The 18,204-nt window shown below is 65.1% G+C and carries 14 protein-coding genes; 4 read left to right on the forward strand and 10 right to left on the reverse strand.

The features are described 5' to 3' along the window. Positions 1-49: 49 nt before the first annotated feature. The 3 genes from prsR to HUW43_RS08935 are packed head-to-tail and all read right to left on the reverse strand — an operon-like array spanning position 50 to position 4,931. Positions 50-1,426: a PEP-CTERM-box response regulator transcription factor gene (gene prsR, locus HUW43_RS08925; RefSeq protein ID WP_188237072.1), complete on the reverse strand. Its 1,377-nt coding sequence runs from the start codon at positions 1,424-1,426 to the stop codon at positions 50-52. Continuing rightward, a complete protein-coding gene (gene prsK / locus HUW43_RS08930; protein WP_188237073.1) occupies positions 1,423-3,540 on the reverse strand; it encodes an XrtA/PEP-CTERM system histidine kinase PrsK in 2,118 nt (705 codons plus the stop codon). The genes prsR and prsK overlap by 4 nt, the downstream gene beginning before the upstream one ends. Before the next feature lie 2 nt (positions 3,541-3,542). Continuing rightward, entirely contained in the window at positions 3,543-4,931 is a 1,389-nt protein-coding gene (locus HUW43_RS08935) for a TIGR03013 family XrtA/PEP-CTERM system glycosyltransferase (RefSeq protein WP_188237074.1), read from the reverse strand. 187 nt (positions 4,932-5,118) lie between these two features. Between HUW43_RS08935 and HUW43_RS08940 the strand changes: the two genes are divergently transcribed. Genes HUW43_RS08940 through HUW43_RS08945 form a run of 3 tightly spaced genes read left to right on the forward strand, consistent with a single transcriptional unit; the run spans position 5,119 to position 9,082 of the window. Continuing rightward, positions 5,119-7,149 carry a TonB-dependent siderophore receptor gene (locus HUW43_RS08940; protein WP_188237227.1) on the forward strand — a complete coding sequence of 677 codons (2,031 nt, stop codon included), beginning with the start codon at positions 5,119-5,121 and terminating at the stop codon, positions 7,147-7,149. Next, positions 7,146-7,727, forward strand: a complete 582-nt coding sequence (locus HUW43_RS15690; protein ID WP_223181400.1) for a hypothetical protein — start codon at positions 7,146-7,148, stop codon at positions 7,725-7,727. The genes HUW43_RS08940 and HUW43_RS15690 overlap by 4 nt, the downstream gene beginning before the upstream one ends. Further along, positions 7,724-9,082: a PepSY-associated TM helix domain-containing protein gene (locus tag HUW43_RS08945; RefSeq protein WP_223181401.1), complete on the forward strand. Its 1,359-nt coding sequence runs from the start codon at positions 7,724-7,726 to the stop codon at positions 9,080-9,082. The genes HUW43_RS15690 and HUW43_RS08945 overlap by 4 nt, the downstream gene beginning before the upstream one ends. Here HUW43_RS08945 and HUW43_RS08950 read toward each other — a convergent pair. Beyond that, complete coding sequence (locus HUW43_RS08950) at positions 9,079-10,467, reverse strand: short-chain fatty acyl-CoA regulator family protein (RefSeq protein WP_188237075.1); 1,389 nt, start codon at positions 10,465-10,467, stop codon at positions 9,079-9,081. The genes HUW43_RS08945 and HUW43_RS08950 overlap by 4 nt on opposite strands. 139 nt (positions 10,468-10,606) lie before the next feature. Here HUW43_RS08950 and HUW43_RS08955 point away from each other — a divergent pair, with 139 nt between their 5' ends. Beyond that, on the forward strand, positions 10,607-12,199 hold the full coding sequence (locus tag HUW43_RS08955) for an isocitrate lyase (RefSeq protein WP_188237076.1): 1,593 nt from the start codon (positions 10,607-10,609) through the stop codon (positions 12,197-12,199). A 155-nt stretch (positions 12,200-12,354) separates the two neighbouring features. On the opposite strand, the gene HUW43_RS08960 is transcribed toward HUW43_RS08955, so the two are convergent. The 6 genes from HUW43_RS08960 to HUW43_RS08985 form a co-directional block, all read right to left on the reverse strand. Then, on the reverse strand, positions 12,355-13,341 hold the full coding sequence (locus HUW43_RS08960) for a TerC family protein (protein WP_188237077.1): 987 nt from the start codon (positions 13,339-13,341) through the stop codon (positions 12,355-12,357). A gap of 72 nt (positions 13,342-13,413) precedes the next feature. Further along, complete coding sequence (locus HUW43_RS08965; RefSeq protein WP_188237078.1) at positions 13,414-13,596, reverse strand: hypothetical protein; 183 nt, start codon at positions 13,594-13,596, stop codon at positions 13,414-13,416. Positions 13,597-14,054: 458 nt separating this feature from the next. After that, positions 14,055-15,368: an amidohydrolase gene (locus tag HUW43_RS08970; protein WP_188237079.1), complete on the reverse strand. Its 1,314-nt coding sequence runs from the start codon at positions 15,366-15,368 to the stop codon at positions 14,055-14,057. A gap of 16 nt (positions 15,369-15,384) precedes the next feature. After that, a complete protein-coding gene (locus HUW43_RS08975; protein ID WP_188237080.1) occupies positions 15,385-16,029 on the reverse strand; it encodes a DUF4893 domain-containing protein in 645 nt (214 codons plus the stop codon). A gap of 97 nt (positions 16,030-16,126) precedes the next feature. Further along, positions 16,127-16,912: a 3-hydroxybutyrate dehydrogenase gene (locus HUW43_RS08980; RefSeq protein ID WP_188237081.1), complete on the reverse strand. Its 786-nt coding sequence runs from the start codon at positions 16,910-16,912 to the stop codon at positions 16,127-16,129. Between the two features lie 26 nt (positions 16,913-16,938). After that, entirely contained in the window at positions 16,939-18,096 is a 1,158-nt protein-coding gene (locus HUW43_RS08985; RefSeq protein WP_188237082.1) for a patatin-like phospholipase family protein, read from the reverse strand. Positions 18,097-18,204: the final 108 nt, after the last annotated feature.

An 18,204-nucleotide genomic window follows, 5' to 3' on the forward strand; every position in this document is an offset into this window, starting at 1 on the left:
CGGAAACAGGTTCAGCACAACGGAGGGAAAGAATAGCTCCGGTCCCCATTCAGCCCTGCATCCGATATTGCTTGAGCAGGTCGTAAAGCGTCGGGCGGCTGATCCCGAGCAGTTTCGCCGCATGCGAGATATTGCCTTCGCTCTGCGTCATCGCGCGGCGGATGGCGACGCGATCGGCCGCCTCGCGTGCGCTGCGCAGGTTCAGCCACGCTTCATCGCCTTCCTCCGCGGCGCTGGCCATATCGAGGTCGTCGCGCGTCACCAGCTTGCCGTCGGCCATAATGACCGCGCGCTTGATCCGATTTTCCAGCTCGCGGACATTGCCCGGCCAGCGGGCCTCGTCGATCGCCTGCAGCGCGTCGGGCGCAAAGCCGCGCACGCCGGGGTTCATTTCGGGCGCATATTGGTGAAGAAAGTGCCGCGCGAGCAGCACAGCGTCGCCCGGCCGTTCGGCGAGCGAGGGAATCCTGACCACCATCTCGGCGAGCCGGTAATAAAGATCGTCGCGAAAGCTTTGCTGCGCGATCATCGCGTCAAGGTCGCGGTGCGTCGCACAGACGATGCGGGTATCGACGGCAATCGGCTTGCGTCCGCCGATCCGCTCGATCGTCCGCTCCTGCAAGAAACGCAACAGCTTGACCTGCAAGGGCAATGGAATGTCGCCGACTTCGTCGAGGAACAGCGTGCCGCCGTGTGCCAGCTCGATCTTGCCCTCGGTCGTCTTGACCGCGCCGGTGAACGCCCCCTTTTCGTGCCCGAACAATTCGCTTTCGAGCAGGTTTTCCGGGATCGCGGCGCAGTTGATCGCGACGAATGCGCCATCGCGCCGTCCGCTCGCCTCGTGCAGCCCGCGCGCCAGCAATTCCTTGCCGGTCCCGCTCGCGCCGAGCAGCATCACGCTGACGTCGAGGTTGGCGACGCGCTCGATCGTGCGCGCGACCTTCCGCATTTCGGGTGCCCCCGTAATCATCGCGCCGAGAACGCGATTATCGTTGGCGCCCTGCCCTGCCAGCCGCGCATTCTCCACCTCCAGATCGCGGACATGAAAGGCGCGCGCGACAATCAACCCCAATGCGTCGATGTCGATCGGCTTTTGATAAAAATCCCAGGCCCCGCTGGCAATCGCGGTCAGCGCGCTCGCGCGCTCGCCATGTCCCGACACCACGATCACCTTGGTGTCGGGCTTAGCCTCCACGATGGTTTTCAGGGTGCGGAACCCCTCGCGCGTGCCGTCGGGGTCGGGCGGCAAGCCCAGATCAAGCGTGACGACATCGGGTTCCTCGGCGCGAAGCAGTTCGATCGCCGCGTCATGATCGCCCGCGACGAATACCTCATAATCGTCATAGGCCCATCTGAGCTGGGTCTGCAGCCCCGGATCGTCCTCGACCACCAGCAATTTGCGCTTGGCCGCCACCGCGTCGTTCATGTGCGTCCCGCTTTCATCATCTGCGCATCCATCGCCGCGCCGTCATGTGCGTCGGCAAGCGGCAGCCACAGCGTGAAATTGCTGCCCTTGCCGGGTTCGCTCACCACCTCGATGGCGCCGTTCATCGCCTCGACCAACTGCAACGCTTCGAACGCTCCCAGCCCGAATCCATTGTCCTTTGTCGAAGCAAAGGGCTTGAACAGTTCGTCGCGAATGAACTCGCGCGTCATGCCGCATCCCTGGTCGATCACGTCGATGCGAACGCGCCCCCGTTCGACGACCGCGACGACCTGCACCGGCAGATCGGCGTTGGAGGCGTCGATCGCATTGGCGACGAGGTGCCCGACGATCCGGCGCAGCGAGTCAGGGTCGGCCCACGCGGCAAGGCCAGCCTGGCATCCGACGAACAGTTCGCGGCGCGGCCGCGCTTCGGCGGCGACCTCCTTCAATATCGGTTCGATCAGCACCCGCCCCGGCTCTGCCGAGGAGCCGCGTCCACGCGGCGCCAGGCGGACGAGCAGGTCGGACAATCGCCCTGCCGAAATCTTCAGCGTCTGTGTCATGTCGGCGCGAAAGGCCGGATTGTCCGCGTGCCGCTCGGCGTTGCGCGCGAGCAGCCCGATCTGGCTCGCGAGATTCTTGATGTCGTGCATGATGAAGGCGAAGCGGCGGTTGAACTCGTCGAAGCGCCGCGCTTCGGACAGCGCCTGCTGGCTCTGCGATTCGGCGATATAGCTTGCCGCCTGCTGCCCCGCGATGCGCAGCACGTCGAGGTCTTCCCAGTCGAGCGCGCGCGAAACCGCGGGGCGGTGAAGCACGGCGATCGCGATCATCCGCTGGAAATGCAGCAGGGGCACGGCCACCCAGGCGCGATTGTCGGCGAGCAGCCAGGCGGGGATCGCGAGATCCTGTCCCTCCGGCCCGCGCCGTTCGGCGTCGAGTTCAACGATATGTTGCGTTTCCTGGAGCATGAAGGCCGAGCGCAGCGACAGCGTCGCATCCTCGGCGATGTCTCCCGGCCAGTGCCATTGCTCGGCGATCCGAAACCCGCCCCCGGCGCCAGGCGTCATCAGCAGTGCGCCGGGGCTGCCCGTCAGCTCGGCAAGCGCCCTTGCAACGCGGCGGTAAAGGTTGCGATCGTCCCCGTCCCCATGTCCTTGGGCGCCCTGCGCCAGCGTCGCGGTAAAGCGCATCCATTCGGCCCGATAATCGTAACGATGTTCGAAAAAATGCTTCGATATCATTACCGACAGCCACGCGCGCGACCGCGCCGAAGCAATCATCAGCGCTGCTGCGCCAAGCAGCGCGATCAGCGAAATCGCCTGCGCCAGTTCGGCATAATCGCCCCCGGCGGCGCGCGCGATTGCGACGGTCAGCGCGATCAGGATCAGATAGGCGGCGACGCCAAGCAGAACCAGCGTGCGCGTCGCCGCGGGCCGCGACAAGCGCATTCGCTCGCGCCCGACGTCCATCGCCGCGACGACATAGGTTGGGATCGTCAGCAGCGCGACCGCCGGAATCAGCGCGATCAGCGTCGATGCCTTTTTTCCGGTCAGCGCGCCGATCAGCTCGACATTGAGCTGATAGGCCCAGAGCATCGCAAAGCCGCCGGCCACGGCCATCACCGGCATCCTCAGCCTCGCTCCGTGACGTGTCCCGGCATCGACGATGACCAACCCGCCGGTCGCCACGACCATCGCGGCGAAGGTCAGCGTCGGCCCCATCCAGGGTTCGGCCGCGGCGCCGCCGCGCCAAAAGGCGGCCGCACCCAGCAGCAGGGTCAGCACACAGATGGTCCAGAGCATCGTCAGGATCAGTCGCAGCGGCCGCGACATCGGCGCGTCCGGTGGCCAGAAGGTCGTGCCGAGCCAGGCGAGCATCGCAAGATCGCGCAGCGCCTGCACCAGCACCGCCTGCGGCGCACCGGGCGTAAAAGCCATCATTGCCGCCGCCCATAGCGCGCTCGATCCAGCGGCCAGCGCGAGCAGGCGCGGCGCGGGGATCAGCGCCGCCATGCGCACACGCGGCCGCAGGAAAAGCCACAGCGCGACGCAGGCGAAGCCCGCGAACGCCAGGCCCGACAGCATCTGGGAAAGTCCGTCCAGCGCCGCCACGGTTATCGCGCACCCTCGGGCCACAGCACGACGCGCACCGTCTGGAGCAGGATCAACAGGTCCAGGAAGGGCGAATAGTTTTTGGCGTAATACAGGTCATATTCCAGCTTCACGCGCGCATCGTCGACCGACGCGCCATAGGGGTAGTTGATCTGCGCCCAGCCGGTCAGCCCCGGCTTTACCATGTGCCGTTCGGCATAATAGGGCAGCGCCTGTTCAAGCTCGGCGACGAAGCTCGGCCGTTCAGGGCGCGGCCCGACAAAGCTCATGTCGCCCTTCAGCACGCACCACAGCTGCGGCAGTTCGTCGATGCGCAGCGTGCGGATGACCCGCCCGACGCGCGTGATCCGGGGATCGTTCGCGCTCGCCCAGACCGCCTTGCCCTCGGCTTCGGCGTCGGTTCGCATCGACCGGATCTTCAGAATGTCATAAGGCTGGCCGAACAGCCCGACACGCGGCTGGCGGTAAAGAACCGGCCCGCGGCTGTCGAGCTTTACCGCGATCGCCGCGACGATCATCAACGGCAGGCCGATCACCAGCACGATCAGGCTGGCGGCAATGTCGAACAATCGCTTGCCGACCCTGGAAATCCGCTGTCCCGCCGAAAAACCGTCGGAAAAGATCAGCCCGCTGGGGTTGGTAGTGGCCAGGTCGACGCGCCCCGTCTCGCGTTCGATGAAACTGGCAATGTCGTTGACATGCACCCCCGTCGTCTTGACGCGCAGCAGGTCGGCGAGCGGCAGCGCCTTGCGCCGTTCCTCCAGCGCCAGGACGACTTCGCCGGCGCCGAGTGCGACGACATGATCGGCAAGGCTCGCAATCTGTTGCCGCGGTATCGCGTGCGGCACCGCCGTCTCGGTCGCACTCATCGCGACGAAACCGACAATGTCGAGGCCGCTTCCCGGCGCGTTGGCGAGCGCGGCAAGCCGCGCCGCGCGCGGCCCGGCGCCCAGCACCAGGATGCGGCGGCGAAAGGCGTCGGCGCCCGCCGACTGGGTGAGCGCAAGCCGGATCAGGAACAGCGCGCCGATGGCGATTCCCATCGCATAAAGGCTGTTCGCGCGCCAAAGCGTCGCGGTCGGCAACAGGAAGCCCAGCACCGCCAGAAAAATCACGCCGAGCGAGATGGCGGCCAGCAGGCGCGCGGTCGCAAAACGCATCGAGCGCAGCCCCTCGTTGCCGTACATCCCCGTCGCCATCATCGCCAGCGAGTTGGCGACGGCAAAGGTCGCAACCGGCAACGCGCGCTCGCCCAACGGCCCGGCGTCGAACCCGGATTGCCAGGCGTAAAGATGCCACGCCCCCTCGGCCGCCCCCAGCAGCGCGCAAAACTCGATCAGCGCAAGCCAGACGACCGCATAGGGGACATAATGTTTGAACAGCCGGACCATTTCCGCACAATACTAAAAGCGAGGCGTCAACTGTCGGTTAATTTTACACCTGCCACGCCGGATAATGCGGCAAGTCGGCTCGATTGCTCGCATCTCCTATTGTTAATGCGACTGACTCGCATTAGAGGCCGACGCGACTCGTCGGAACAATCAGGGGAAAATCAAAGTGAACACCGCGCGTATCGCCATGCTTGCCTGCACCGCGCTGGCCAGCGGCACCGCCTTTGCCGCCGACGCCGCATCGGCCGACGTCGAGGATCAGGACCAGATCGTCGTCACGGGCTATGCAGGGACCAAGACCGATACCGCGCTCGTCGAACTGCCCCAGCCGGTCAAGGTCATCACCGCCGATCAATATGAGGCGCAGGGGGCGATCAACATCAGCGATACGGTGAAATATGCCGCCGGCGTTCTCGCCAACCCCTATGGCCGCGATACGCGCGTCGACGGGTTCAACGTCCGCGGCATCGACGCACTGCAATTCCGCGACGGGATGCGCGACATCTTCTCCTACTATGCCAGCATCACTTCGGACCCCTATAATTTCGATCGTGTCGAAATCGTCCGCGGCCCGGCGTCGGTGCTGTTCGGCCAGGGCTCGATCGGCGGCCTCGTCAATCTTGTGTCGAAAAGCCCCGGTTTCGAAACGCAGGGCGAAATCAGCCTCGTCTACGGCAGCCATGACCGCAAGGAAGTGCTCGCCGACGTCAATCTCGCGCTGTCCGACAGCTTCGCGATCCGCGCCGTCGGCCGCGCGCGCGACGCCGACACCTATGTCGACCATGTCCCCGACGACCGGGTGATGTTCGCCCCCTCGCTCCGCTGGCAGCCGACCCCCGACACCGACATCACCCTGACCGGCCTCTATCAGGAGGACGACACCGGATCGACGTCGCAGTTCCTGCCGATCATCGGCACCTTCCGCCCCAACCCCGGCGCGCCGGGGCCGCTTGACCGCTACACCTTCGTCGGCAAGCCCGGCTGGGACCGCTACGCCGGCCGCTCGCTCCAGGGCATGGCCAGCGTCACGCATGATTTTTCACACGCGGTGCGGCTCAGCCTCAAGGCGCGCTATATCGACAGCGACCTGGAATATTTCACCCATTACACGGACAGCTATTCGAACCCCACCGATCCCTTCGCCGCCGACCGGCGCACCATCGGCCTTTACGCCGATGCCAGCGATGCGCGGATGAACGTCTTTTCGACCGACAACAATCTCCAGTTCAATTTCAACACCGGCGCCAACGTCCAGCACAAGCTGCTCGTCGGTATCGACTACAGCTGGAACAAGGTCGGCAAGCGCGGCGTGTTCGGCTTCGAAACAATCGATCTCTACGACATCGATTATGACGCGCTGTTGACCTATGATCCGACCGGCCCCTTTGCCTATGACTCGCAAAAGCAGCTCGGCGTCTATGTGCAGGACCAGATCCGCTTCTTCGACCGCGTGTCGGTCGTGCTCGGCGCGCGGCGCGACCGCGTGACCTCGTCCGCGGGGAACAAGGACAATGCGACGACGTTCCGCGCGGGCATCATCGGCGATATCGGTGCGGACGTGTCGCCTTTCCTCAGCTACACCGAAAGCTTCCTGCCGATCGCCGGGCGGAACGAAAATGCCGACGGCAGCGTGGGCGACCCGTTCCGTCCGCAGACTGGCGAGCAGTGGGAAGCGGGGGTCAAGTGGAACCCGCGCCCCGGCACTTTGGTCACCGTCACCGGCTTTCGCGTCAAGGAACGCAACCGTGTGCTGTATCTGGCGGGCGGCGGCACCGTGCAGTCGGGCAAACTCACCACCAAGGGCATCGAGGTCGAGGCGAGCCACAGCCTGCCCGGCAATTTCGACCTGCTCGTCAACTATGGCTATAACAAGCTGAAATCAGAGGTGAACACCGACCTCGACTATCTGCCGCGCCACATCGCCTCGATCTGGTCGACCAAGACCTTCGGGCTGACGGACGAAGCGCGTCTGCGGCTCGGCGCGGGCGTGGTCTATACCGGCAAGCGCCGCTCGACCGGCCCCGCCTGGTCGCTGGTCACCCCCAGCAACACCACGGTCGATGCGCTCGCCGAAGTGAGCTGGAACAACTGGCGTGTGGCGATCAATGCAACGAACCTGCTCAACAACAAATATTTCGCTTCCTGCCTCGCGCGCGGCGACTGTTTCGTCGGCGCGCCGCGCAATGTGATGGCGACCGTCGGTTACCGATTCCAATGAGTGAGACCGCACCTCTGGTCTGGATCGGCGCCGCGGGACTCGTTGCCGCGGTGTTGCAGCTTCGCCGCGCATGGGGCTTGCCGCGCCGTTCGGCGGCGGCGAACGGCATCGGCTGGGCGCTGATGCTCGTCGGCGCGGCGCTGGCGCTTGCCGGCAATGGCGCATGGGGCCTCGCGGTCGCGTCGCTCTTTGGCATGACGACCGCCGCGCTGCTCCTCGCCCACGCCGGCTGGACATCGCCCAAGGGCAAGGGGCGCGCGTCGGACCGCAAGGCGCATATGCTCCCCGACAAGGGCGAGCCACGCCGCCTCGGCCGCCGCCTGCTCACCTTCGTCCTTACTATCCCGCTCGCCTTTGTCGCGGCGCTGCTCGCCGCGCTCGGTGTGCGCGCGCTCGCGGGGATGGCGGGATGGAGCGAGGCCGACGGCAATGCGACGGCGCTCCTGCTCCTGCCCCTCCTCTGGGGCATCCTCGCCTTCTGGCTGCTCATGCTGCCGCGCCGCGGCGCGCAATGCGCCTTGCTGGCGATCCCCGCCGCCGCCGGATTCGGCCTGATCCTCGTCGGAGGCGCCATATGACGCCCGCCATTTCCAAACAGGCCGTCCAGCGCGCGCTGTCGGGGCACGCCGCGATCGGCCTGCTCGCCTCGGCCCTGCTCTACCTCATCTGCCTCACCGGCACGGTCGTCGTTTTCTATCAGGAATGGCAGCGCATCGAGCAGCCGGACGCCCCCGAAATGGCGGCGATCACCCCCGACGCGGTCCAGCGCGCCGTCGCAGCGGTGCTCGCGAGCGAAAAGGGCAAACCCGCCACGACGCACCTCTATGTCCATATGCCGGTGGACGGTCTGCCGCGCACGACGATCACGACCGACCATCAGGCGGTGCATGTCGACGCTGACGGCAGGATCGCCATGCCCGAGGAGAATGCCTGGTCGGAGTTTCTGCTCCACGCCCATTATGCGCTCAACATTCCCGGCCTCGTCGGCATGACGATCGTCGGCATCTTCGGCGTGATGATCCTCGCGCTGTCGCTGTCGGGAATCGTCGCGCATCCGCGCATCTTCCGCGACGCCTTTCGCCTGCGCGCGCGCGACAATCATGGCGTTGGCCTTGCCGACTGGCACAACAGGCTCAGCGTCTGGACCTTGCCCTTTTCGCTCGCGATCGCGCTCACCGGATCGATGATCGGACTCGGCGCCGTCGGCGCCTATGGCCTTGCCGCCGCCTTCTACAAAAATGATGTCGAAGCCGCCTATGCCCCGATCTTCGGCAAAGAACATGGCGCCGACGCCAGCCCCGCCCCGCTTGCCAATGTTAGCGCGGCGCTCACCTGGCTCGCCAGCAACCACCCCGAAGTGCGTCCGACCTATGTCATCCTTCACGATCCGCAGACGCGCGGCCAGCACATCCAGCTTATCGCCGAACACCCGCGCCGCCTGATCTACGGCGAAACCTATCAGTTCGGCGCCGACGGCAGCTATCACGGCAAGGTCGGCATGTCCGACGGCCACATGGGGCAACAACTCGCCGCCTCGACCTATAATCTCCATTTCGGCAATTACGGCGGTCTGCCCGTCAAGCTCGCCTATATCCTTTTCGGCCTCGCGCTCACCGTCGTCGTCGCCACCGGCACCTCGATCTGGCTCGGCAAGCGCCAGCGGCGCGGGCTTCACGAACCGCGGCTGCGCGCGGGGTGGGATGGCGTGATCTGGGGTGTGCCGATCGCGCTGACGCTGACCTTCCTCGCGCGGCTCCTGCTCGGCAACGGTGCGCCGCTGATCGCGATCTTCTGGACGCTGACGATCGCCATTCCGCTGCTCGCCATGTTCGGCCGCCCCGAACCGCGCCCCAAACGGTTGATCCAGCGCCTGTTCGTCGCCGCGTTGCTGGCCGCCCTGATCGTCGCCGTCACGGGTATGTCGATGGTCTAATCCCCCGCGAAATCGAACGCGCTTACCCCGCGCTCGCCGTCGCGGAACCGCAACGGGCGGCCGCGCGGCGGCGTCGACCGTTGCACGCAGCCCGTGCGCGTGCAGCGCCTGCATCCCAGCCCGATCGGCGTTGCGGGCGATCGCATCAGGTCGATACCGCGCGCCGCGATCAATGGCGCCGCGACCTTGGCGTCGACCCCGACGCACACCGCAAAGCGCGCAGGAGTCCCGCTCCCCGTTGCACCGGGCGCCGCGACCGAGCGCGACTGGGTGAACCAGCGCGACCCATCGTCCAGCTCGACAAGGTCGGCGATCACTTCGCCCGGCCGCGCAAAGGCTTCGTGGATGCCCCACAGCGGGCAACGGGCATCGCCATCGGTCAGCGGCGACTGGCTCGCCCCGGCGTAACGCTTGCTCCCCTGCCCGGCGCGGTCGATGCGCAGCATGAAAAAGGGCAGCCCGCGCGCACCGACGCGCTGGAGCGTCGTCAATCGGTGCGCGACCTGTTCAAAGCTCGCGCCGAAGCGCCGCTGGAGCAGCAGCAGGTCATAGCCCGTCGCATCGCAGGCGCGCAGGAAGCGGCCATAAGGCATCATCAGCGCCGCGGCGAAATAATGAACCAGATGCCGTTCGAACAGGCGCGCCGCGGCGACCTCGGCAAACCCCGCGCCCGCGACCAGCGCGTCAATCTCGCCCTTCGCCTCGATCTGCGCCAGCGTCGCCGCCGCCTGAAACGTCCGCGAGGCGGGACGCAACAGTTCGCTGAGCATCAGTTGCCGCGCGTGCCAGTCGAGCCAGCGGAGGCGATCGGGCATCACGTCGGCGGGCAAGATGCGGATGCCGAGTTGGTGGCGTGCGCGCAAACGCTCGGCAATCGTGCCATAAAGGTCACCGCCCGCGAGCCGCAGCTCGTCGGCCAGTTCCTCGGCGCGTGCGTCGAGGTCGGGGAAATGATTGCGCCATTTCTCGATCGCGCGGCGCACCGTGGCCACTTCGGGCGCATCGCCATCGCCTTCGGTTGCCGTTTCGGGCGCCGCGTCGAACAGCCGCGCAAAGGCCGCGGCGGTCGCGGGGGCGGTCTGAAGCCACTCCTCGACCTCCTCGGCACCGATCCCCAGGTCGGCGAAACGCGGGTCGGCAAGACGCCGCCGCAGCCCCGCCACCCCCCCCGGCACCTCGTCGCCACCCAGCGTGGCGGCGTCGAACGCAAAGCGTTCGGCCAGCCTGACCAGCACCGTCGCGGAAAGCGGCCGCTGGCCATTTTCGATCAAATTGAGGTAACTCGGCGAAATGTCGAGCGCGTCGGCCATGGCCGCCTGCGTCATGCCCGCCTCGCGCCGCACCCGTCGCACCGCCGGTCCCGCAAACACCCGCCGCCCGTTCATGCATGTAACTTTCTTTACTAAGTCACATCATCATTATCACCAGTTCGTCTATATTTACAATAATTATTGACAAATCTTTTCACTTTCCGCGGCAACTTCGCCAACATTCGCTCATCATCTCCGCACAAGGACAAAGACGATGGGTTATCAGGAAGACATGGCGCAGGCTGGCCGCCTTATCCGCGATCATGACGGCACGTGGGACGGCATCAGCGGCGAAAGCGTCGCCCGCATGCGCGCCCAGAACAGGTTCAGGACCGGCCTCGACATCGCCCGCTACACCGCGCGCATCATGCGCGCCGACATGGCCGCCTATGACGCCGATCCCGCCAACTATACGCAGTCGCTCGGCTGCTGGCACGGCTTCATCGCGCAGCAGAAGATGATCGCGATCAAAAAACATTTCGGCACCACCAAGGGCCGTTACATCTATCTTTCGGGCTGGATGATCGCCGCGCTGCGCAGCGAGTTCGGCCCGCTGCCCGACCAGTCGATGCACGAAAAGACCAGCGTTCCCGCGCTGATCGAGGAAATCTACACCTTCCTGCGTCAGGCCGACGCGCGCGAACTTGGGCTGCTGTTCCGCGATCTCGACGCCGCACGCGCCGAAGGCGACGAACTCAAGGCCAAACAGATCCAGGCGGCGATCGACAATCATGAAACGCACGTCGTGCCGATCATCGCCGACATCGACGCGGGCTTCGGCAATGCCGAAGCGACCTATCTGCTCGCCAAGAAGATGATCGAGGCCGGCGCCTGCGCCCTCCAGATCGAGAACCAGGTCTCGGACGAAAAGCAGTGCGGTCATCAGGACGGCAAGGTCACCGTGCCGCACGAAGATTTCCTTCAGAAGATCCGCGCGATTCGTTACGCCTTCATGGAACTGGGCGTCGAAGACGGCATCATCGTTGCGCGCACCGACAGCCTTGGCGCCGGCCTGACCAAGCAGATCGCCTATTCGAAGGAAGCGGGCGACCTTGGCGACCGCTATAACAGCTTCCTTGACTGTGAAGAGGTCGAGGGCGCTGGCAACCCCGGCGACGTGCTCATCAACCGCGATGGCAAGCTGATGCGCCCGAAGCGTCTGCCTTCGAACCTCTATCAGTTTCGTCCGGGAACCGGCGAGGACCGCTGCGTGCTGGATTGCATAACCTCGCTCCAGAACGGCGCCGACCTTATCTGGATCGAGACCGAAAAGCCGCACATCGAGCAGATCGCAGCCATGGTGGACCGCATCCGCGAAGTCGTGCCCAATGCGAAACTTGCCTACAATAATTCGCCTAGCTTCAACTGGACGCTCAACTTCCGCCAGCAGGTTTATGACAGCTGGGCGGAAGAGGGCCGCGACCTGTCGGCATATGACCGCACCAAGCTGATGAGCGCCGATTATGACGACAGCGAGCTTTCGAGGGAGGCCGACAACCGCATCCGCAGTTTCCAACGCGATGCGGCCAAGCGGGCAGGCATCTTCCACCACCTCATCACGCTGCCGACCTATCACACCGCGGCGCTCAGCACCGACAATCTCGCCAGGGAATATTTCGGCGACGAGGCGATGCTCGGTTACGTCAAGGGCGTCCAGCGCAAGGAAATCCGCGAGGGCATCGCCTGCGTGAAGCACCAGAATATGAGCGGAAGCGACATCGGTGACGATCACAAGGAATATTTCGCGGGCGAAGCAGCCCTCAAGGCCGCGGGCAAGGACAATACGATGAATCAGTTCGCCGCTTGACCGAGCTAGGCGCGAGGGGTTCCGTTGCACCCCCTCGCGCCAACCCTCTCGGCGCGGGACGCCTTGCACAACCGTCCCGCGCCTCCCGAGCTTTCCTGGGGAGGAAAGCCTGTCCGCCGGAAGCCCCCCAAGGCCTCCGGCGGACATTTTTTTGCTTATTGCGGCATGCCGGCGTCCTCGTTGCGCGTCCTGATAAGCGACCAGATGACGCCGCCTGCGATCAGCGCGACGGTTACGCCCAGGCTGACCAGCGGCGGGAACTTGTCGCTACCGAGGATGAAATCGGCGATAAAGATTTTCGAACCGATGAACACAAGCACCAGTGCAAGCGCATATTTGAGATAGTGGAAGCGATGAACCATCGCCGAAAGCGCAAAATACAGCGCGCGCAGACCCAGGATCGCCATGATGTTCGAGGTGTAGACGATGAAGGTGTCGGTGGTGATCGCAAAGATGGCCGGCACGCTGTCGACCGCGAACACAAGGTCGGCAAGGTTGATGACAACGAGTGCCAGGAACAGCGGCGTCGCCGCAAGCACCTGCCTGCCCGTCTTGCCGTCGGCTATGCGAACGAAGAAACGCTCGCCATGGAGATCGCTGGTGATCGGGATGTGGCGCGACAACCATCTGACGACGGGATTACCCGCAACGTCCATCGGCTTTTCGCCAACAAACAGCATCTTGACGCCCGTGAAGATCAGGAAGGCGGCAAAGACATAGAGCAGCCAGCCATATTCGCTGACCAGCGCTGCGCCGCCGGCGATCATGATGCCGCGCAGCACGATGACCGCGACGATACCCCACAGCAGCGCGCGATACTGGTATCGCGGCGGGATCGCAAAGGTCGTGAAAATAAGCGAAATGACAAAGATATTGTCGATCGACAGCGCTTTCTCGATAAAGAAGCCGGTGTAATATTGCAGGCCGGCCTCGCCGCCCTTCGCGCTCCACACCCACGCGCCGAATGCGAGCGCGATGCCGATGTAGAACGCCGAAAGCTTGAGGCTCTCGCCGATCCCCATTTCCTTGTTTTCCCTGTTGAGAATACCAAGGTCGAACGCGGTTAGCGCAACGACGATCGCGATAAAGGCCAGCCAGAACCAGGCCGGCGTGCCAAGCCAGTCGGCAAACAGAAACTCCATGATGGCTTTTCCCTGAACATGCCGCGCGCGCGGCTTTTGGCCCGCGCGCGCAGCTTTCGATTATCGGATGATTTAGCGGACGAACGCCGGGCGGGACACGAGTGCCGCGAGCCGCCGTTTGACAGCAAGCTTCAGCGCCTTGAGCCGCAAGAGCCGGAACGGATCGGCGTCGTGGCGCCGCACTTCGCGGCGCTCGGCTTCGTCAAGCCGACGGTGAAGCTGGGACAAACGATAGAAATTGCGACGAAAACGCATCGAAAAGGGCCTCCTGATTGAAAAATCAAGCAGATGACGCCGACGCCGCGCCCCGAACAGGGGGGGAGGCAGGGCCGCAAGCATCGGTGTCACCCGATGCGGTCCGACATCACGTAGCGGGATATATCCCGCCGACGCCAGAGGGGCCCGGCCCGCACGCCTGCTATTTAGGGGGCGGCCGTGCGGCTTGCAAGTCCCCTGCCCCACGCCCGCCGCCGACGAGGTGGAGAACGACCCACAACTGTGGGCCGACAACGGGATATGGACCTCAGAGTAGCGCTTGCCCACGAAACCCTCGCGGGGGGGGGCGCGCCGCTGCGCGCAGACGCGGGAGGCGGCGCAAGTTCGACCACGCCAAGCCGGAAAGACGGCTGAGGCGTGGCGAGCGGACATGGCCCGTTTTCCCTGGAACGGGGAGGAGTTAAACGTCCGCAACCAGCCCAATCAAGCCGATGCGACTAACGCTTCGCCATCAGCTTCATCGTCATCGCCGTCAGCGCCTCGGTGGCGGTCGAGATCACCGCGGGCGCGTCGGGCGCCCAGAAGGGCGAATGGAGACTGGGCAGAGTCCGGCCTTCCTTCCTGGCTGCGTCAAACTCGGCCTGCGGGACGCCGCCCACCCAGATGATCAGGCTCTTGATATCCTTGTCCGCGCGCGCGAAGCGGCCAAAATCCTCGCCGCCCATCACGGGGGGAACCTTGACGACGCGCGCTTCGCCAAAGCTGCTTTTCAGAAAGGCCGCCATCTCTTCGGTGAACTCAGGCGTGTTGAAGGTCGCCGGCGTATATTCGTCCTTCTGCACCGTCACCACGGGCATTCGGTCTTCGGGCATCCCCGCCGCGATCGCCTCGCCTTTCGCAATGCGCGCGATGCCGTCCAGCAGATGATCGCGCACCGCGTCGGTGTAGCTGCGCACGGTCAGTTGCAGCCGCGCCTCATCCGAAATGATATTGTGCTTGGCGCCGGCGTGGAAGCTGCCGACCGTCACCACCGCGCTATCGAGGGGACTGATCTCACGCGACACCAGCGTTTGCAGCGCGCCGACGATGCGGCTCGCCAGCACGATCGGATCCTTGGTCGTCTGCGGATAGGCGCCATGCCCGCCGACGCCCTTCACCAATATGTCGACGCTGTCGACATTGGCGAGCGCATAGCCCGGCGCATAGCCGATCATGCCCGCGGGAAACTGCGCTGCGTCATGGAACGCCAGCACATATTCGGGCTTTGGAAAGCGTGTATAGAGGCCGTCTTCCAGCATCATGCGCGCGCCCGCCCCGCGTTCCTCGGCAGGCTGGCCGATCATCACCAGCGTCCCCGACCATTTGTCCCTGTTCGCCGCCATCAGCCGTGCGACGCCGACCCAGGCGGTCATATGCGTATCGTGGCCGCAGGCGTGCATCACACCTGTTTCGACGCCCTCGGCGGTCGTAACCCGCACCTTCGACGCGCCGGGCAGCCCCGTCTGTTCGGTGACCGGCAGGCCGTCCATGTCGGCGCGTACCATCACGACCGGGCCGGGACCGTTCTTCATCACCGCGACGACGCCGGTGCCGCCCACCTTTTCGGTGACCTCGAACCCCAGCTTGCGCGCCTCGGCGGCCAATATGCCCGCCGAGCGCACTTCCATGAAGCTGAGTTCGGGATTGGCGTGCAGATCGTCGTAAATCGCCATCAGCGACGGCATCTGCGCCTGAACCTCGCCGCGCAGCGTCTGTGCCGACGCGGGCGCTGCCAATGCCAGCGCCGCGGCGCTCATCCAGAAAGTGCGCATTGTCCCATCCCCCTTGTCAGTCCGCCGGAACCAGTTCGATCACGTCGAGCAGCGATTCATAGGCCGGAGCGGGCAGCACCAGCCGCCAGCGATTGTCGTCGATCCGTTCGATCAGCCCCGCCATGTCGCGCATCCTGTCGCTGCCGTAATTGACCGCCATTTTTTCATCGCCGAGTTCGAGCGTGCCAAGGAAAATCTGGCGCTTCAGATTGTCGGGAAAGATCAGCCCGACGGGGCGCTGCGACCCGGTGAGTTTGGTGAGGCTTGACAACCCCTGCTCGGCCGCGACGCGGCAGCGGAACCAGCCATAGGCGATATAGCCTAGCCCGCCGCGTCCCTTCGCGCCGACCTTGATCGTCCGGCAGCGATAGTCCCCCGCCGGCAGATGCGCGTTGGGCAACGCGGCCGTCGGCTGGAGCAATGCTCCCTCGCGGTCGATTTCGACACCATGCCCTTTCGCGCGCGCATCGGCGAGCGCGGCCTGCCAGCTCCTGTACCAGTCGCGAATGCGCTGCTTGTCGGCGTCGGTCGCCGTTGCGCGCCACGTTCCGTTCACCTCCGGCGCGTCGGCCGCCGACGGTGGCATCGTCGGCACGACCGTCTGACACGCGCCAAGGGTGACGCCCAGCGCCACCGCCAGAACCCGATTGGTGCGACCCATGATTCTCCGTTTCTCCCCGACCCCTTTGGTTAACCTTAGGAGAGAGAAAAGGAATGCTCAAGCAACTCTACCCTCTCCCGCCGGGAGAGGATTGCCGTTACGCTGCGGTCCAGCCGCCATCGACGCTGAGGTTCGCGCCGGTGATGTTTGCCGCCTCGTCGCGGGTCAGGAAAGCGGCGAGCGCCGCGACCTGCTCGACGGTGACGAACTGTTTGGTCGGCTGTCCGGCGAGCAGCACATCGTTGATCACCTGCTCGCGCGTCATGCGGCGCGCCTTCATCGTGTCGGGGATCTGGTTTTCGACGAGCGGCGTCCAGACATAGCCTGGACTGATGCAATTGACCGTGATCCCGGCGTCGGCCACTTCGAGCGCGACCGTCTTGGTAAGCCCCGCCAGCCCGTGCTTCGCGGTGACATAGGCCGATTTGAACGGCGAGGCGACGAGCGAATGCGCCGATGCGGTGCCGATGATCCGTCCCCACTTCTTCTTGCGCATCCCCGGCACCGCATGACGGATCGTGTGGAACGCCGCGGTCAGGTTGAGCGCGATGATCATGTCCCATTTTTCGACCGGAAAATCCTCGACCGGCGAGACGAACTGCATCCCCGCATTGTTGACGAGGATGTCGACCCCGCCGAAATCCGCCTCCGCACGCGCGAACATCGCCGCAATCGCGTCGGGCTTGGTAAGGTCGGCGTCGTCATAGGCGGCCTTTCCCCCGCTCGTCGCCTCCAACGCCTTGCGCTCGGCCTCGATCGCGTCGACGTCGCCAAAGCCGTTGAGGATGATGTTCGCGCCATCGGCGGCAAAGGCCTTGGCGATGCCGAGCCCGATGCCCGAAGTCGATCCGGTGACGAGCGCGGTCTTGCCCTTAAGGTGCATGTCCTTGTCCTTTCGGTGGGGGAGAATCAGCGAATTTCCTTGTCGGCCTTAGGCCTCAGCCCGTCGGCCTGCACCGCAAAGCTGTCCGACCGTCCTTCGGCGATGCTTTCGGCGAGCAGGTGGCCGTCCTTCATCGCCGCCTCGACCGCATCGCGGCCGAGCGCCCAGTTGACCTCCATCGTCGGGCGCGAAAACTCGAAATCGCGCGCGCCGGTCTGCCAGACGGGCGGTTCGTGGATGAGCTGAACGACGTTGAGCGCCTTGCAGTCGACCATCCGCCGCACCGCCTTCACCTCCGGCAGATTGGCGAGGTCTTCGGGCAATTTCGCGAGCATCCGGTCGATCAGACGATGCTCCTTGCGGCGCCGCACCAGCCCGTCCGAAATCCGCCGCGTGCGGCTGGAATAACGAATGTCCTTCTCACGCGACCAGGCCTCTTCCAGATCGTGCGGGCGCGTCCCGCGGGCGGGAAACAGGTCGACCTGAAACACCAGCATATCCTCATGCGCCGCCGCGACCACATGTTCGAGCGGGGTGTTCGACACCAGCCCCCCGTCCCAATACCAGTGGCCGTCGATCTCGACCGGCGGCAGGCCGGGCGGCAAGGCACCCGACGCCAGAATATGCCGCGCATCAATTGTATCGGTCGTCGTGTCGAAATAACGGAAATTGCCCGTCTCGACCGCCACGGCGCCGACCGAAAGCCGGACCTTGCCATTGTTCACCCGGTCCCAGTCGACCAGCCGGTTCAGCGTCTGGGCCAGCGGCGCGGTGTCATAAAAGCTGATTGCCTCGGGCGTTTGCCGCTCGGCAAAGGCGGGCGGCGGAAAGCGCGGCGTGAAAAAGCCCGGCACGCCAAAGGCCATCACCTGCCCGGCCGCAGCCATATGCGACCATTCGCGCGCCCAGTCATTGTCGGCGATCGGCAGCGACGGCAGCGCCGACGACACGCCTTCCCAAAAGGCGCGCATCTTGCCGACCGCCTGGTCGCGCTCGTTCCCGGCGATGATCGCGGCATTGACCGCGCCGATCGAGATGCCCGCGACCCAGTCGAGCTCGACGCCAAGCTCGATCAGCGCCTCGTAAACGCCGGCCTGAAATGCGCCGAGCGCGCCCCCGCCCTGCAGGACGAGCACGACCAGATCGGGAAGCGGAAGCGCGGCGCGGGCGGCTCGGCGGGGCATGGACTCGCGATCCTCGGGTTGCGGACGGATGATTTGTGCACCGCAACACGCCCTATTGCAATGGCTTGCCCGCTGCGAAGCCCCTTCCAATTGCCCATCGCTGCTGTA

Origin of the sequence: Sphingopyxis sp. LK2115 (assembly GCF_014595975.1) — a bacterium.
Classification (GTDB): Bacteria; Pseudomonadota; Alphaproteobacteria; order Sphingomonadales; family Sphingomonadaceae; genus Sphingopyxis.

Bases quoted from the DNA above. Each gene is read 5' to 3' on its own strand.
- prsR (WP_188237072.1), bottom strand. From the start codon at position 1,426: ATGAACGACGCGGTGGCGGCCAAGCGCAAATTGCTGGTGGTCGAGGAC.
- HUW43_RS08935 (WP_188237074.1), bottom strand. From the start codon at position 4,931: ATGGTCCGGCTGTTCAAACATTATGTCCCCTATGCGGTCGTCTGGCTT.
- HUW43_RS08940 (WP_188237227.1), top strand. From the start codon at position 5,119: ATGCTTGCCTGCACCGCGCTGGCCAGCGGCACCGCCTTTGCCGCCGAC.
- HUW43_RS15690 (WP_223181400.1), top strand. From the start codon at position 7,146: ATGAGTGAGACCGCACCTCTGGTCTGGATCGGCGCCGCGGGACTCGTT.
- HUW43_RS08945 (WP_223181401.1), top strand. From the start codon at position 7,724: ATGACGCCCGCCATTTCCAAACAGGCCGTCCAGCGCGCGCTGTCGGGG.
- HUW43_RS08950 (WP_188237075.1), bottom strand. From the start codon at position 10,467: ATGAACGGGCGGCGGGTGTTTGCGGGACCGGCGGTGCGACGGGTGCGG.
- HUW43_RS08955 (WP_188237076.1), top strand. From the start codon at position 10,607: ATGGGTTATCAGGAAGACATGGCGCAGGCTGGCCGCCTTATCCGCGAT.
- HUW43_RS08960 (WP_188237077.1), bottom strand. From the start codon at position 13,341: ATGGAGTTTCTGTTTGCCGACTGGCTTGGCACGCCGGCCTGGTTCTGG.
- HUW43_RS08965 (WP_188237078.1), bottom strand. From the start codon at position 13,596: ATGCGTTTTCGTCGCAATTTCTATCGTTTGTCCCAGCTTCACCGTCGG.
- HUW43_RS08970 (WP_188237079.1), bottom strand. From the start codon at position 15,368: ATGCGCACTTTCTGGATGAGCGCCGCGGCGCTGGCATTGGCAGCGCCC.
- HUW43_RS08975 (WP_188237080.1), bottom strand. From the start codon at position 16,029: ATGGGTCGCACCAATCGGGTTCTGGCGGTGGCGCTGGGCGTCACCCTT.
- HUW43_RS08980 (WP_188237081.1), bottom strand. From the start codon at position 16,912: ATGCACCTTAAGGGCAAGACCGCGCTCGTCACCGGATCGACTTCGGGC.
- HUW43_RS08985 (WP_188237082.1), bottom strand. From the start codon at position 18,096: ATGCCCCGCCGAGCCGCCCGCGCCGCGCTTCCGCTTCCCGATCTGGTC.